The following is a 14,794-nucleotide window of genomic DNA, read 5'->3' as shown; positions in this document are numbered from 1 at the left end:
GCGAGGAGAAGACGACAAAGACCGGGATTCGGCGTGGCACATGGCTGGCCGTTTCCGCCCGCTTGCTCTTCTACAGCTCTGTGGCTGCCATGGGGTTTGGAACCTATTACTCGCTGCGCGAAACCGAGGTGGAAGGTCAGATTTTTCCCGGCAAGCTTCCCATGCCGGACAAGGCGTATGTGGTCTACGACTTTTCGGGAGATATCCGCGCCTTGCGACGGGATTGCGGAAGCTCGGTGGAGCCCTACCTACAGACAGTTCAAAGCAGCGAAAACAACCTGCAGCGCGTGCGCTCCGACCTCGTTGCCCAGCAGGAACGAATCCGCCTGCTCAAAGAGCAGCTCCACACTGCGGAGGAGGAACTAAAAAGCACGGGGAAGGAAGCCCAAGAGAAGGGAAGGGAGTTGTGGGCGACCGAGGGAGCCGCCTTGGAACGGGAGTATGATGCGATGATCGCGCACATCGAAGCCAACTTCCAGGAACGGAGCAAGCAGATCGGACTACCGATCACCGAGAAAGACGTTTCCGTTCGCGCGCCGGAAGCATGGGCCAACGCCTACGAGCTTGCGCTCTATTCCGCCCCTCCCTCCGTCAACGTGACAGAGGAGCGGAAGTGGGCGGAGGAAGGACTGAAAGTCTGGCACCAATTTCAAAGCATGTACGAACAGAAGCAGCAGGCGCTCAAAAAGAAGACCGAAGAGTTCCAGGCGCAAGTGGCGCCAAAAGTGACGGAAATTCGCAATCAGATCTCGCTTGTCGAGGGACGCATTACGGAATCCGAAGAGGAGATGCTCCCTCTCCAACAAGAATTCACAGCGAATCAAAACGAGCTCTCGAACGCGACGGCGCAAGCGGAAGCAGCACGAGTCAACTTCCAAAAGCAGCTGCTTCAGCTTCCCAGGCACTCGATTCTGACGACGATACCCGTCAGTCCCGATGGGCATTTCGAATGGCGTCGTCTCGAACAAAACGGGCGCTTTCAGACCGGCCATTACTTCCTCTGGCTGGTGACGAAAGAAGGCGGTCAGGAATATTGGAGCCTTTTCTCGTTCTCGATTTCTCCCTACGCGAAGACCGAGATCATCGTGCGAGCGGACAGCTTCATCCCGGTCAATCTCTTCTGGGAAGGTTTATAGCTGTTGCTCGCGCAAGGCTCGGGCCTAGATTAAGGCAAGAATCGCGAAAGGGACCCTTTCCGTGAGCGCTGCACGCGTCGCAATCTGTGGAGCCGGTTTCGGCGGCTTGGCGGCGGCCCGGGCGTTTGGAGAACGGCTCTCCCGGCTTCCTCCCGTGGGAGAGGTTCTTCTGATCGACAAGGAAAACTATCACCTCTTCCAGCCCCTGCTCTACCAAGTCGCGACCGCAGGGCTTTCGGGTCCGGACATCGCCATCCCGATCCGTTCGATCCTCAGACGTTATCCGCAAATCACCGTCCGGATGGATCGGATCATCGGGTTCGACTTGGAAAAGCAGAACGTCATGCTGGAGAGCAGTTCCGTCGGATACGACTACCTCGTCCTCTCTCTGGGAGCCGTGACCAGTTACTTTGGACGTGCGAACTGGGATCAATACGCCGCCGGCCTCAAAACTCTTTCGGATGCCCACCAGATCCGAGGCCAACTGCTCCTCGCCTTCGAGCAGGCCGAACGCACCGAGGACCCCGTGCGACGGGAGGAGCTTCTCACCGTGGTCGTCATTGGCGGCGGTCCAACCGGAGTCGAGTTGGCAGGCGCCATCGCTGATTTGACCCGTCATGTATTGCGCCGAGATTTTCGTCACATCGATCCGACAAAGGCACGTATTCTGCTAATCGAAGCCGGACCCCGCCTCCTGGCGCAATTTCCGGAAAAGCTGGGGCGCATCGCGGAATACAGGCTGAAGGCTCTGGGAGTCGAAGTTCGGCTCTCCAGTCCGGTTCAGGATCTTGGAAACAGGTCGGTGATCCTGGCTGCCGAGACGGTCCGTTCCGCTAATATCCTCTGGTCGGCAGGAATTATTCCCCATCCCCTTACCGCCACCCTGCCCGCACCACGCGACCGCTCGGGACGACTGTTGGTGCTTCCGGACCTGAGTCTGCCTGGATATCCCAACGCTTTTGCGATCGGCGACATGGTGTCTATACCAGGGGTTCCCGCCATCGCTCCCGCCGCCATGCAGATGGGACGGCATGTCGCGAGCCTGATCACCGGAGAACTTTCCGCCGGCGTCATTCCTCCGGAGAAGCGCCCTGTCTTCCGCTATCGCGATAAGGGGATGATGGCCACGATCGGACGGTCAACGGCCGTTGTCTGGATCGGAAAAGCAGCCTTCAACGGTCTGGCCGCTTGGCTGGCGTGGCTGGCGATCCACCTGGTCTTTTTGATCGGATTCCGCAACAAGGTCATCGTCCTCTTTCAATGGACTTGGTCCTATCTGACTTACGGCCGGGGAGCCCGCATCATCCTCCGGTCGGAGGCTGCCAGAAGCCCGACACGACACAAAGCGTCGACGAGCTCATCGGCCGACGGTTGACCGGCAGCCCCCGGTTCGTCCAGATAGCCGTAAACGAGTTCGCTGCCGAGGGCGGAGAGCACGATGCGGGAGAGCGCGGCGCGTGGCCCGAGTCCCATGAGAGCCCAAGCTTGGGATCGATGATCCAGCAAGATTCGGGCCAGCGCTCGAAGGTCCTCGGGATCGCGAAGCCGCAGAGCGATTTTTGCCCAGTCCGGCTCGGCTCTTTCCAGCAAGGAACAGCATTCGAGAATCCGATCTCGTCCCGGGCTGCCCTCCAGCCAATGAACGGAGGCAATCCGCCATTTCCTCTCCAAGCGAGCACGCTCCCACCATTCCTGCAACTGGGAAAGGGAGCGGTACTCCAGATCCAGTGCGTCGATGACCGGGAAAAGTTCCTCAAGAAGCCCCTCCCTTTCCTCTTTCGCCCATTGCCGGCGTCCTCCTTCGTCGGGAATGCGCAGCGTCAGGAGTGCTGGCCGGGTGCGCTCGGCCAAGCAGGCACTCACTTCCCGAACCGGAACCGCGTCTTCGAGCAGGGCATCGAGCCTCACCTCGACGAGATCGGCGGGGGACGCCGTCGTCTTCAGAAAGGATAAGCCCCTCGCCGTCGTGATGGTGCCAACGATCCACGGGCCTTGCGACCCGTTTTCCTCTCCACCCCACCGCGGCTCGGCCGTTCTTTCCATGACAAAACTCAATGGGCCGCACGCTCGTGACCAACCGAGAGTTTCCCAGGGGAAGATCTGTGCGGGTTACGAGAGGGCGATTTACCCAGACTTTCCTTTTTTCTAGCAATCCCCCTCATTTTTTTTCAAGCTACCAGTGCACTCGTGAACAATCTACCTCTACTCGACTCCGCCACCTCCCCGAAGAAAGATCCTCCTCTCCCGGAACGCAACGATCAAACCCGAAAGGCACCCTCCAGACCCTGGGAATGGGCATCTGCGGCGCTCGCAAGCGACATTGGCATCGACCTGGGAACAGCAAATACGCTCGTCTACATTCGCGGCAGAGGCATCGTCCTTCGGGAACCTTCGGTCGTCGCCGTACACCTAACGAGCAGACAAGTGGTCGCTGTCGGCGGGGAGGCCAAACGGATGTTGGGCCGCACCCCGGGGAATATCCAGGCGATCCGTCCGATGAAGGACGGGGTCATCGCGGACTTCCAGCTTACCGAAGAAATGCTCAAGGCCTTCATCCGCAAAACCCAAACAAGGTTTTCCTTCCGGAGGCCGCGCATTGTCGTCGCTGTGCCGAGCGGGATCACCGAGGTCGAGAGACGGGCTGTCGAAGAATCTGCTCGGCATGCCGGAGCTCGTGAAGTCTACCTAGTCGAAGAGCCGATGGCGGCCGCCATCGGCGTAGGTCTCCCCATCCAGGAGGCTTCCGGCAATATGATTGTCGATATCGGAGGAGGGACGACCGAGGTCGCAATCATTTCCCTTTCCGGAATCGTCTACTCCCGCAGCGTCCGAGTAGCGGGCGACGAGCTCGACGAGAGTATTTCCAATTATCTACGCCGGGCCTATAACTTGATGATCGGCGAGCGCACGGCGGAAGAGATCAAGATGAGGATCGGTTCTGCCCATCCGCTGGAAACCGAGACCGTGATGGAGGTGCGCGGACGCGACTTGGTCGCCGGTCTTCCGAAGACCTTGACCATTACTTCGCAGGAGGTCCGGGAAGCGATGATGGAACCGCTCTCCGTGATCGTGGAATCAGTGCGAATTACGCTGGAGCGTTGCCCTCCGGAGCTCTCAGCCGATCTCCTCGAGAGGGGCGTGGTCCTGGCCGGAGGGGGTGCTCTTCTTCGCGGCCTCGATCGCCTTCTTACCGAGGAGACTTCCTTGCCGGTACATGTTGCCGAGGACCCGTTGAGTGCGGTCGCGGAGGGAACGGGAAAGGTTCTGGAAGAGTACTCTGTTCTCCAAAAGGTCGGCCGACCCGAAGGTCGCCGGTGAGCTAGCCTGCATGTCTCACAAGCGAACTCCTGCGGCTTGCGAAATGGGCCTTTCTGCGGTTCCGGAAGTTTTCGCGCATCATGTCCGTTGACGAAGATTCCCGTATTCCCACGCACGGAGAACCTACCATCGAGCCTCGCGGCAGGGTGGGACGCGTACCGCTCTATCTGGGAGCCGCCTCTCTCTTCCTCCTGCTGATCGGACTGGCGCTTCCCCGTGCCTGGGAAGGTGCGTTGCACCGGGTCGGGCTCGAAATGGCTTCTCCCTTCCTTTCGGTTTGGGATCGCATCGCAAGGACCTGGGAAGATTTTGAGCTAGGCAGCAAGACCCTGACGGAGGTCCAGACCGAACTCAAGCAGTTGCGGGTCCGGAATGCCGAACTGGCGATGCGGAATAGCTATCTTAGCCACCTGCAGGAGGAAAACGATCGGCTGCGTGAGATGCTCTCCTTCCGCCACAACTCTACCTTTCACTTGCTCTCCTGCCGGGTGATCAGCCGCGATCCCTCCAATTGGTGGAGCAACATTTACGTCGACGTGGGCTGGGGGGACGATAGCCGACTCTCCTCCGATCTTCCGGTCGTCACCCCTCGGGGGGTTGTGGGTAAGACCGGCATCGTCGCACGAAATCTCACCCAAATCATTCTGCTCACCAATGAGAACTGCAAGGTTTCGGCGATCAGCGAGAGCTCAAAGGATCAAGGACTCGTGGTCGGGGCAGGCACATCGGCGGACAACAAGCCCTACGCCCGTATGATCTATCTTCCCAGGAACGCCCAGGTTGCCGCAGGGGAACGCGTACTGACCAGCGGGTTGGGAGGGGTTTTTCCTGCCGGGCTCTACGTGGGAAGCATCACGCAGGTGCTGCCCTTGGAAGCCTCACGCTCCTTCGGCCTCTACCGGGAGGCCACGGTCGACCCCGGAGTCGATTTGACGCAGCTTTCCGAGATGTTTGTCGTCTTGTCGGGCCGGTAGGACGAACGAGCCACCTGTCTCGCTTTGCATTGCTATCCCTACCCCGAGGCGCTATAGAAAAGGGAACCATGGGGACGGCTGGCCGAAGTTTAGGATTTCCACGACTTACCGGAGCAGCCGGGACCACGTCCGCTACCCTCGGCAAGGAATTCGGGAGGACATTCGAATCCGATGCTACCCCTGGCTTATCGAAACGCAGCGTAGCGTGGATGGATTGACCAAGATGGCGGCCGGCGGAGTCTGGATGCGCTCGCTGGGCGCAGGTTTCGTACGCAAGGCGATCAGCGCACTGCCGGCTTTCTTCTGCTTGGTATTTTGCATCGTCTCCGTGCCGCTGCAGATGATTCTTCCGAGCCTTCCATGGACGCCGGCGAAACCGGATCTGCCAGCGATGGTGATCGCCTATGCCGCCTTTCGATTCCCTCTGATCCCTTCCTTCGGTCTCGCCGCGCTGGTTGGATTTTGGCGTGATCTGCTCACAGCCGGCCATATCGGTCCATGCGTACTCGCCTTTACGCTGACTTCCATTCTGCTCTTTCTGCTACGGCAGGGCTTATTCCTGCACACCATCTGGTTTTTCCCGGGAGTCGCCGCTTTAGCCACGTTCGTGATTCTCGGGACGGCATACGCGCTCCAACTGCTGGAGCACCGCCAATGGATTTGGTCCGCAGCCCCCTGGACCGGATTCGGGATCTCCTCGCTCCTCACCGCAGTCGTGAGTCTCCCCATGGGATGGCTGTTTGACTGGAGTTGGGGGTTGCTCCTGCCCAGAACATCCGTCCATAACGAGGACGATCTGCTGGAGATCGAACTGTTGTGAGGAACCCTCTCGATTCTCCACCGCCCTACCTCCCGAAACTCCGAGTGGGAGTCGTCGCCGTGGTGATCTCGGCCTGCCTGGGACTCTTGATCGCCCGCCTATGGGTTCTCCAAGTCATCGAAGGGCAGACTTATGCGAATCGATTGAGGAATCAGACCACGATCGCCCTTCGCCTGGACGGCGCGCGCGGTCCCATTCTCGACCGAAACGGCATCGCTCTTGCCGAAAACCGTGCCACCTACGAAATCGATCTCTATCTCGATCAACTCGTGCGCGACTATCCGAAGCGTCATCGCGGACGGGTGCCCCGGATCCAGGTGGAACGGCGGATGGGGGGGGCAACCCTGCTTCGCAAGGAGCCGGATATCTATCGAGTGGTCATGACCGATCTGATTCCCATCGCCAACGCTCTTCATCTCGAGGTCAAACTCGATCCCAAGGAACTCCAACGCCACTATTTCACCAGCCCAAACGTCCCCTTTCGCTTTGCGTCGGAGCTCAGCTATGTGACCGTCGCTCGCTTTGCCGAGCAAAACTTGGGAGTGCCCGGGATCGACGTCGCCGTGCGTCCGGTACGCCACTATAACTTCGGCGCCTTCGCCTCCCATATTCTCGGATATGTCGGACCTCCCGGAGAGAAGGAGCGCCTCGGGCCCGACGGCTACGACCTCGAAACGATGGGCCGAATCGGCGTCGAGCGGCTGATGGATGGGCAGTTGCAAGGAAAGCCGGGCGGGAGAATTCTCCGCGTCAATTATCGGGGCTACATCGTCGCCGAAGAGGGATACACGAACCCGAACCTCGGCGCTTCGGTCTACCTGACTCTCGACGCGCGGATTCAAGCGATCGTCCAAGAGGCGCTCCGCACCGTGGGTCGTGGAGCGGCGATCGTCATGGACCCGAATACCGGGGACATCTTGTCGATGGCTTCGGTTCCCGATTTCGATCCGAATGGGTTCGTTCCGAAGATCAGCCAGGAAGATTGGAAAAAACTCACTTCCGACCCGACAAGGCCGCTTCTCAACCGGAGCGTTTCGGCCTACTCGCCCGGCTCCACGTTCAAAGTGCTGATTTCCCTCGCAGCCCTGAAATATGGAGCCATCACTCTCCAGACGCAGATCTTTTCTCCGGCCGCGATCGACATCGGCGGGCACCTCTTCCATGACTGGACCAAGACCGGACGCGGCAACATCACCCTCGACGAAGCGCTCCAGTATTCGTGTAATACGTTTTTCTATCAATTGGGCATACGCACCGGAATCAAGCACTTGGACGAGATGGCAGAGCTCTGCGGCTTCGGACAGCCTACCGGGCTTTCCTATCTTGGAGAGTCCCCGGGCATTTTACCCGGCCCGGCATGGATGAAAGCCCAGCACCCCCTGGAACGATGGACGACCGCCCATACGGCCAACTTATCCATCGGCCAAGGCTTCTTGGAAGTGACCCCACTCCAGATGGTGCTACTCATGGGAGCGGTCGCCAACGGCGGCACCCTCCTCTATCCACGGCTCATCGTAGGAGTCTCCGATTCTCAAGGCCGTCAGCTCGCCTCCATTCCTCCGCGGCCGCGCGCCGATCTTGGATTGCGGCCGCAAGATCTGAATGCCATCCGCAAAGGCCTGCTCGCCGTGGTCGAAAGCGGAACCGGCCACTCCGTGGCCATTCCCGGCATCGCCATCGCCGGCAAGACCGGTTCAGCCCAGGCGAAGCGACGGTGGCACGGCAAACTCTACAACGACACCCGCGCCTGGTTTATCGGTTTTGCCCCGTATGAGCATCCGAAGTACGTGGTCTGCGTGATGGTGGAAGGAGGCATTGGAGGAGGAGCAACGGCCGGCCCGATCGTACATAAGATCATGGAGGGAATCTTGGCGCTGGAGCGAGACGGCTCCGCCCCGCAACTGGTCTATTTTAACCCAGCCCAGGGCAACTTTAACGGCCTGACGGAGATTCAGCCCAAGGTCGACACCCCGGCGCCGGTTCGTCCGTCCGTTCCGGTTCACGAAGAGGAAGACTCCCGGGACAACTCTTCCGCGGACGAAGGATAGGAAGAATGACCATGGTGGAAAAAGAGCGGCTTGGCTTTCTCACAAAGCTGGCGCGTTTCGATTGGTCCCTTTTGGTCGTCGCAATGGCGTTGTCGGTTTTCGGGATCGTCGTTGTCTATAGCGCGACCTACTCGAGCGAAAGCCAAGACTTTCGCAACGCCGCTTTTTCCCAGAGCATTTGGCTGCTGACCGGTACGGCGGTTTTCTTTGTCTTATCCTTTATCGACTACCGGAATTGGGTGAAGTGGGGATGGCTCTTTTTTCTTCTCTCCCTCCCAGCGCTCTTCCTCGTGCTCGGGATCGGGCAGACAGTCAACGGCGCCAAGAGCTGGCTGCGGATCGGTCCGATCAGCTTGGAACCCGCCGATTTGACGAAAGTAGGCTTTGTTCTCTTCGGAGCTTGGTGGCTTGTCCGAACGAAGAGCCGGGGCATCGTTTTCGCGGCCCCGCTCGTTGCAGCCATGGCTCTCCCCACGCTTTTGATCTTGAAGCAGCCCGCATTGGGTTCCGCGGGGGTCTTTTTGCCCCTCTGCTTCGGGATCCTTTTCGTCGGCGGATTGAGAATGCGGTACGTCTTTCTCGGAGTGCTCTGCCTGCTCGGCGTTCTGATTTACGCCTATTGGGGGGTGGGCAAGCTCGGTTGGGACATTCCGGGACTCAAACCTTACCAGATGAACCGGATTCGCACCTTCTTCGATCCGACCCTCGACCCCCTCGGCGCGGGTTGGACGATCAACCAATCCCTGATTGCGATCGGCTCCGGAGGGATGAGCGGCAAAGGTTATCTAAAAGGCACTCAGAACATGCTTGGTTTCCTTCCGAAGAACATCTCTTATACCGACTTCATCTTCTCGGTAGTGGGAGAGGAGTGGGGCTTTTTGGGCGGCGCCGCCGTGATCGCAGGGGAATGCCTTCTGCTCCTGCTCTGCCTCCGGATCGCCTTCGCCGCTCGGGAGCCTGCGGGCCGTGCCGTCGCCGTCGGCATCGCCACGATTCTTTTTACGCACGTTTTCGTGAACGTCGGGATGACGATCAAGGTGGTGCCCATTACGGGCATCCCCTTGCCTTTCATCAGCTATGGAGGAACCTTCCTCATCAGTTGCCTGGCAGGATTGGGCCTAGTGGAGAGCGTATGGATCCATCGGAAACCCGAAGAAACCACTTTAGGCGGAGCGTGACGGAACTGATCCGTATTTTCGTTGCCATCTCAAACCGGCTTGTCGCCGTGGCGAATGAAGGGAGGCTGCCGCAGATGGCGGAGCCGCCCTCTTGTCCGCGGCTCGAGCAAAACTCATCGAAAGACCCTTGGCTGGAAAGGCGCCCTGCCTGCGGTGGCAGGCAGCAGAAAGGGCAAGAAAAGAAGGAGACCATTTATGTTTTTCGATCGAATCCGGCGTTGGGTCCGTCTCAAGCCGAATGCGAACAGAAAAGAGATCGCCATCACGTGCGAGCCGCTCGAGTACCGGGTTGCTCTCTTGGAAGACGGCCAACTCGAGGAGTTGGCGCTTGAACGACGGGAACAGCGCGGGATCGCGGGCAACATCTACAAGGGCCGAGTCAACAATGTCGAACCTGCCCTGAAGGCCCTCTTCGTCGACATCGGAGTGGGGAAAAACGCCTTCCTCCATTATTGGGACGCAATTCCCGCCGCGCTCGATGGGAGCTTTGAAACGGTCGAGCGGCGCAAACACAAGAGTAGGTCACGCGCCCCTCGCGCTGAGGATATCCCCAGAATCTATCCGGCCGGCTCCGAGGTGGTCGTCCAGGTCACCAAGGGTCCTATCGGCACAAAGGGGGCCCGAGTCACGACCAACATCAGCCTTGCAGGCCGCTATCTCGTGCTAAGCCCATTCAGCGAGCAGTTCGGAATTTCCCGGAAAATCGACAACCCGAAGGAGCGGGCGCGTCTCCGCAAGATTCTCGATTCGCTCGATGTGCCCGATGGGATGGGCTTGATCTTTCGCACGGTCGGTGAAGGAGCGCGGGCGCGCTATTTCGTTCGCGATCTCGCCTTGCTTCTGCAGCAGTGGCAGGAGATCAACGAAAAGATCCGCTCTCTTTCCGCGCCCAGTCTCGTCTATGAAGAGTCGGACCTCGTCCAAAGGACGGTGCGGGATTTTCTGACCGAGGACGTCGAGCGCATTCTCGTCGACGACGAAGAGGAAGCAAAACGGATACGGGATCTGGTCGCCCTCATCTCCTCCCGATCCCAAAAAAAGATCGTTTCCTACAAAGACCCCGTCCCTCTCTTCGAACGTCTCGACATCGAAAAGCAGATCGATAGTGCCTTCGGAAGGAAAGTGGATCTACCGAGCGGGGGCTATATCGTGATCGACGAGACCGAGGCACTCGTCGCCGTCGATGTCAACACGGGGCGTGCTCGCGGCGGACGCGAGCAAGGAGGTGCCATTTTTCAGACGAATATGGAGGCTGCCCGGGAAGTGGCTCGTCAGCTGCGCCTGCGCAACATTGGAGGCCAGATCGTGATCGATTTCATCGATATGAAGTCCCGTCGCGAAGGGGAGACGGTAGTCCAGAGGCTCAAGGAGTGCGTCCGCCGGGACAAGGCAAAGACCAACATCCTGCCTTTATCCGACTTCGGCCTAGTCGAGATGACCCGACAGCGGGTACAGGAGAGCATCTGGCATTCCCTCTACATCCCCTGTCCCGTCTGCCATGGCCGGGGCATGGTCAAGTCGCCGGAGACGATGAGCGTCGAAATCCAGCGGGCCATCGTTCGCGCCATGCGGCTCCATCCGGAGATCAAGGAGCTGCGAGTGCTCGTCCATCCCTCGACCCTCGAAAGATTGAAAACCGAGGACGAAGAGCTTCTTCTCGACCTGGAGCGTCGATTGCAGGGGAAGCTTTATTTTCGGCCCGATCCTCATCTCGGCTCCGAACAGTTTACCCTTCTGAACGCGATCACGGGCGAGGAGATTGCCTGATCCAATCCGGTCCCCTTCATGCTCGACATTCACTGGCTTCGCCAACATCCGCAAGAGGCTCGAGAGCGACTGAAGACCCGCGGTCGAGGAGACGAGGCTCTGGTCGACAGGCTCCTCGACTCGGACGGGGAACTCCGCGCCGTCATCCGTTCCGTGGAAGAACTCCGAGCCAAACGCAACCAGGTAAGCCGGGAGATCGGATTCCGCCAGGGCAAAGAGAAACCCTCGCAAGCTCTTCTGACGGAGATGCGGACTTTAGGGAAAACCATCGAGGAGAAGGAGTGCCAGCGACAACGCCTGGAGTCGGAGGTCAGGGATCTCCTCCTGCTCCTGCCCAACCTCCCGCATCCTACCGTTCCCATTGGGAACGGCGCCGAAGCGAATCAGACGATTCGCACGTGGGGAACGCCTCGTACGTTCCTCTTTCCACCAAAGCCCCATTGGGAAATCGGGGAAAAGCGAGAGCTGTTCGATTTCCCCGCCGCCGTCAAACTCGCCGGCAGCGGTTTTGCCCTCTTCCGCGGCGAGGGAGCGCGGTTGCAGCGAGCCCTCATCCGCTTCATGCTCGATCTCCATGTCCAGGAACATGGATATATCGAGATCTGGCCCCCGTTCCTCGTTCGGGGTGAAGTCGCCATCGGCAGCGGCCATCTGCCGAAATTCGCCGAGGAGATGTATCACATTCCCTCCGACGATCTCTACCTCCTGCCGACCGCCGAGTTGGCGCTCGCCAATCTGCACCGCGAGGAAACCCTAAAGGAAGCCACGCTCCCGCTCCGCTACGTCGCCTACAGCCCTTGCTTCCGCAGAGAAGCAGGGAGTGCGGGAAAGGACACTCGCGGCCTTCTGCGTATTCACCAATTTGAAAAGGTGGAGCTCGTTCAGATCACCCACCCGGACCGCTCTTACGGCGCCTTGGAGGAGATCGTGCGACATGCGGAAAAGGTGCTCCAACTTCTAGAGCTCCCTTACCGAATCACGCTCCTTTGCACCGGCGACATGGGGTTCGGCGCCTCGAAATGTTACGATCTGGAAGTATGGGCGCCCGGAGTGGGAGCGTGGCTCGAAGTCTCCTCCTGCAGCAACCTCGAGGACTTTCAAGCCCGCCGGATGACTCTTCGCTGCAAGCCGGATCCCGCAGGCAAATCACGTTACTGTCACACCCTCAACGGATCCGGGACGGCTCTGCCCCGGATCATAGCCGCTCTCCTTGAAAATCATCAGCAGGAGGATGGCCGGGTGTTGCTCCCGGAAGCATTTCGCGCTTATTATCCAAAGGAGTTTGTATGAGGCGTTTCCTACGGCACTTTTGGTTCTTCGGCCTGCTGTTGCTGATGCCGACGGTTTTGCGCGCCGACCTGGACCAGACGCAATGCGGCAAAGTCGCCAAGCTCGTCGCAATCTTTCTCCAACAAGCGCACTTTTCGCAAAAGCCCTTTGACGAGCACGTTTCCGAGATCTTTCTGCGAAACTATCTGGATGCGCTCGACTTCAACCACACCATTTTCCTCCAGTCGGACATCGATGAGTTCGAGAAAAAATACGGAGCTACTCTCGGAGACTACACCCGGCGGGAAGATATTTCCCCAGCTCTGGATATTTACAATCGGTTTCTGACCCGGGCGGCGGAACAGGAGCACGGCGTGGAGTCCCTGCTCTCGGAGCCCCATGACTTCTCCAAGGACGAGACCTATCGGCCGGATCGAAGCAAGCTTCCTTGGCCGAAGGACGAGGCCGACGCACGTGCTCTCTGGAAAAAGCGGGTCAAATATGAGCTGCTCCAAGGACTGCTTGCCAAAGAGAACCCGTCGCAGACGCGAAAGACCATTGCTCGCCGTTATAGCCGCTTTCTCAAGGAGATGCGCGAGGCGGACACCGAGGAAATCCTCGACTATTATCTGAATGCCCTCGCGCACGCCTACGATCCCCATTCGGATTATCAGTCTCCCAGCGAAGCGGAGAATTTCGAAATCAATAGCATCAAGCTCTCCTTAACCGGGATCGGAGCCGTGCTGAAATCGGAAGACGGCTATCCGAAAATCGTCAGCTTGGTCCCCGGCGCTCCCGCTGATCTCGACAAAAGGCTGAAACCCAACGATCGGATTGTCGCGGTCCAACAGGACCACGGCGAACCCGTGGACGTCGTGGACATGAAGCTGAACAAAGTCGTCGAGCAGATTCGTGGCGAGCGAGGCACCAAGGTCACCCTCCTGGTGATTCCGGCGGACGCCACCGACGAGTCGGTGCGTCGGTCGATCACTCTCTCGCGCGACGTGGTCAAGCTCACCGAACAGCATGCGAAGGCCTTTGTCTATGAACGCCCCGCCGCGCAGGGAAATCCAGCCGAGCGGCTCGGCGTCGTCCAACTCCCGGGATTCTATGAGAAGTGCAGCGAGGATGTCGCACTGCTCTTGAAGCGCCTGGAAAAAGAGCGCGTCTCGGGAGTGGTGCTCGACCTGCGACGCAATGGAGGGGGGATGCTGGAAGAGGCGATCAACTTATCCGGCCTCTTTCTCCGTGATGGGCCCGTCGTTCAAGTGAAGGACTATCGCGGGCGAACCCAGTCTTTCCGCATGACCGGAAATCATCTCTGTTATACGGGTCCACTGCTTGTCCTGGTCAGCCGGTTCAGCGCTTCCGCATCCGAGATTGTCGCGGCCGCACTTCAAGACTACGGCCGTGCAGTCGTCATCGGCGATCAGACGACTCACGGCAAGGGCACGGTGCAGACGCTGCTCCCTCTTTCCGACTACGTCCCCTGGGATTTTCACGGCGATCCCGGCAAGCTGAAGGTGACGGTCCAGAAGTTTTATCGGGTGACCGGATTGAGCACGCAGCAGCGGGGAGTCGCCTCCGATGTGGTCCTCCCATCGATTGACGACTATCTCGAGTTGGGAGAATCGTCTCTGCCCCACGCGCTCCCTGCCGATGCCATTCCCCCGGCCTATTTCCAAAAAGCAAGCGGAGAAGCGGCCTTCCTGCCCGTCCTACAGAAGCGCTCCTCCGAACGGGTGGCGTCGAATCCGGACTTTGCCTACGTCCTGACACAGATCGACCTCATCAAGCGCAAGAACGAGGACAAGGCGATTTCTCTCAATCAATCGGTCAGGCTCAAAGAGAAGCAGGAGGCGGAAGCGAACAAGACGGCCCTGGAGGCAAAGCGCGCCCACCGTCCCGCGGCAAACGAAAATGTCTATTACCTGGACATCGACTCCGCGCGGAGCCACAAACCGCTCAAACTTCTGCCGCGATCGACGGCGAAAACTTCCGCCGCGGAAGCGGCCGGTGATGGGTCGGCCGTCCGAGAACTTGAAGAAAAGAGTTGGGACGAGGGCAGTCCGCAGGTCGGCAACGACTTCACTCTGGAAGAAGCTCTGAACATATTGGGCGACTACGTCACCCTCCTGCAGAAGCCCGGTAGTACTTTGGCCCTGCAAAAAGACCACTAGAAAGTAAGATACTCTCCTGCTTGATTGAGAGAAATGACCACACCGAACACGATTGAAGTTGAAGGCACCATCGTCACCATCCTTCCCGGAACCATGTTCCGGGT

General features: G+C 59.1%; 11 protein-coding genes. 10 read left to right on the top strand and 1 reads right to left on the bottom strand.

Translation table 11 applies throughout. The features are described from left to right. Nucleotides 1-1,136: hypothetical protein (locus MAMT_RS11230; RefSeq protein WP_178086832.1), on the top strand; the 1,136-nt coding region annotated here is incomplete at its 5' end. A gap of 61 nt (nucleotides 1,137-1,197) precedes the next feature. Further along, entirely contained in the window at nucleotides 1,198-2,511 is a 1,314-nt protein-coding gene (locus MAMT_RS00795) for an NAD(P)/FAD-dependent oxidoreductase (RefSeq protein WP_142659045.1), read from the top strand. Here MAMT_RS00795 and MAMT_RS00790 read toward each other — a convergent pair. Then, nucleotides 2,418-3,179 carry a type I 3-dehydroquinate dehydratase gene (locus MAMT_RS00790; RefSeq protein WP_142659044.1) on the bottom strand — a complete coding sequence of 254 codons (762 nt, stop codon included), beginning with the start codon at nucleotides 3,177-3,179 and terminating at the stop codon, nucleotides 2,418-2,420. The two genes, MAMT_RS00795 and MAMT_RS00790, sit on opposite strands and share 94 nt — an antisense overlap. A gap of 276 nt (nucleotides 3,180-3,455) precedes the next feature. Here MAMT_RS00790 and MAMT_RS00785 point away from each other — a divergent pair, with 276 nt between their 5' ends. From MAMT_RS00785 to MAMT_RS00750, 8 genes are all read left to right on the top strand, one after another. Beyond that, nucleotides 3,456-4,454, top strand: coding sequence for a rod shape-determining protein (locus tag MAMT_RS00785; protein WP_142659048.1), 999 nt, complete (start codon nucleotides 3,456-3,458; stop codon nucleotides 4,452-4,454). 80 nt (nucleotides 4,455-4,534) lie between these two features. Then, the gene (mreC, locus tag MAMT_RS00780; protein WP_246186442.1) at nucleotides 4,535-5,428 is read left to right on the top strand and encodes a rod shape-determining protein MreC; all 894 of its coding nucleotides are present in this window, start codon (nucleotides 4,535-4,537) and stop codon (nucleotides 5,426-5,428) included. A 223-nt stretch (nucleotides 5,429-5,651) separates the two neighbouring features. Continuing rightward, nucleotides 5,652-6,248 (top strand): hypothetical protein, encoded by a 597-nt coding sequence (locus MAMT_RS00775; protein ID WP_178086831.1) that lies wholly within the window; start codon nucleotides 5,652-5,654, stop codon nucleotides 6,246-6,248. Next, entirely contained in the window at nucleotides 6,245-8,296 is a 2,052-nt protein-coding gene (gene mrdA / locus MAMT_RS00770) for a penicillin-binding protein 2 (protein WP_142659042.1), read from the top strand. The genes MAMT_RS00775 and mrdA overlap by 4 nt, the downstream gene beginning before the upstream one ends. A 5-nt stretch (nucleotides 8,297-8,301) precedes the next feature. Next, nucleotides 8,302-9,474 carry an FtsW/RodA/SpoVE family cell cycle protein gene (locus tag MAMT_RS00765; RefSeq protein WP_246186441.1) on the top strand — a complete coding sequence of 391 codons (1,173 nt, stop codon included), beginning with the start codon at nucleotides 8,302-8,304 and terminating at the stop codon, nucleotides 9,472-9,474. Nucleotides 9,475-9,669: 195 nt separating this feature from the next. Beyond that, nucleotides 9,670-11,241 (top strand): Rne/Rng family ribonuclease, encoded by a 1,572-nt coding sequence (locus tag MAMT_RS00760; RefSeq protein ID WP_142659041.1) that lies wholly within the window; start codon nucleotides 9,670-9,672, stop codon nucleotides 11,239-11,241. Between the two features lie 18 nt (nucleotides 11,242-11,259). Beyond that, the gene (gene serS, locus MAMT_RS00755) at nucleotides 11,260-12,531 is read left to right on the top strand and encodes a serine--tRNA ligase (RefSeq protein ID WP_142659040.1); all 1,272 of its coding nucleotides are present in this window, start codon (nucleotides 11,260-11,262) and stop codon (nucleotides 12,529-12,531) included. Continuing rightward, entirely contained in the window at nucleotides 12,528-14,690 is a 2,163-nt protein-coding gene (locus MAMT_RS00750) for a carboxy terminal-processing peptidase (protein ID WP_142659039.1), read from the top strand. The genes serS and MAMT_RS00750 overlap by 4 nt, the downstream gene beginning before the upstream one ends. Nucleotides 14,691-14,794 lie beyond the last annotated feature (104 nt).

It is taken from the genome of Methylacidimicrobium tartarophylax (assembly GCF_902143375.2).
In the GTDB taxonomy this organism is placed as follows: domain Bacteria; phylum Verrucomicrobiota; class Verrucomicrobiia; order Methylacidiphilales; family Methylacidiphilaceae; genus Methylacidimicrobium; species Methylacidimicrobium tartarophylax.
The sequence above is the reverse complement of the archived record's forward strand: the minus strand, read 5'-3'. Positions and strand labels throughout refer to the sequence as shown.

Coding starts and splice junctions, on each gene's coding strand:
- MAMT_RS00790 (WP_142659044.1), bottom strand. CDS start 3,179: ATGGAAAGAACGGCCGAGCCGCGGTGGGGTGGAGAGGAAAACGGGTCG.
- mreC (WP_246186442.1), top strand. CDS start 4,535: ATGTCCGTTGACGAAGATTCCCGTATTCCCACGCACGGAGAACCTACC.
- MAMT_RS00775 (WP_178086831.1), top strand. CDS start 5,652: ATGGCGGCCGGCGGAGTCTGGATGCGCTCGCTGGGCGCAGGTTTCGTA.
- MAMT_RS00765 (WP_246186441.1), top strand. CDS start 8,302: ATGACCATGGTGGAAAAAGAGCGGCTTGGCTTTCTCACAAAGCTGGCG.
- MAMT_RS00760 (WP_142659041.1), top strand. CDS start 9,670: ATGTTTTTCGATCGAATCCGGCGTTGGGTCCGTCTCAAGCCGAATGCG.
- serS (WP_142659040.1), top strand. CDS start 11,260: ATGCTCGACATTCACTGGCTTCGCCAACATCCGCAAGAGGCTCGAGAG.
- MAMT_RS00750 (WP_142659039.1), top strand. CDS start 12,528: ATGAGGCGTTTCCTACGGCACTTTTGGTTCTTCGGCCTGCTGTTGCTG.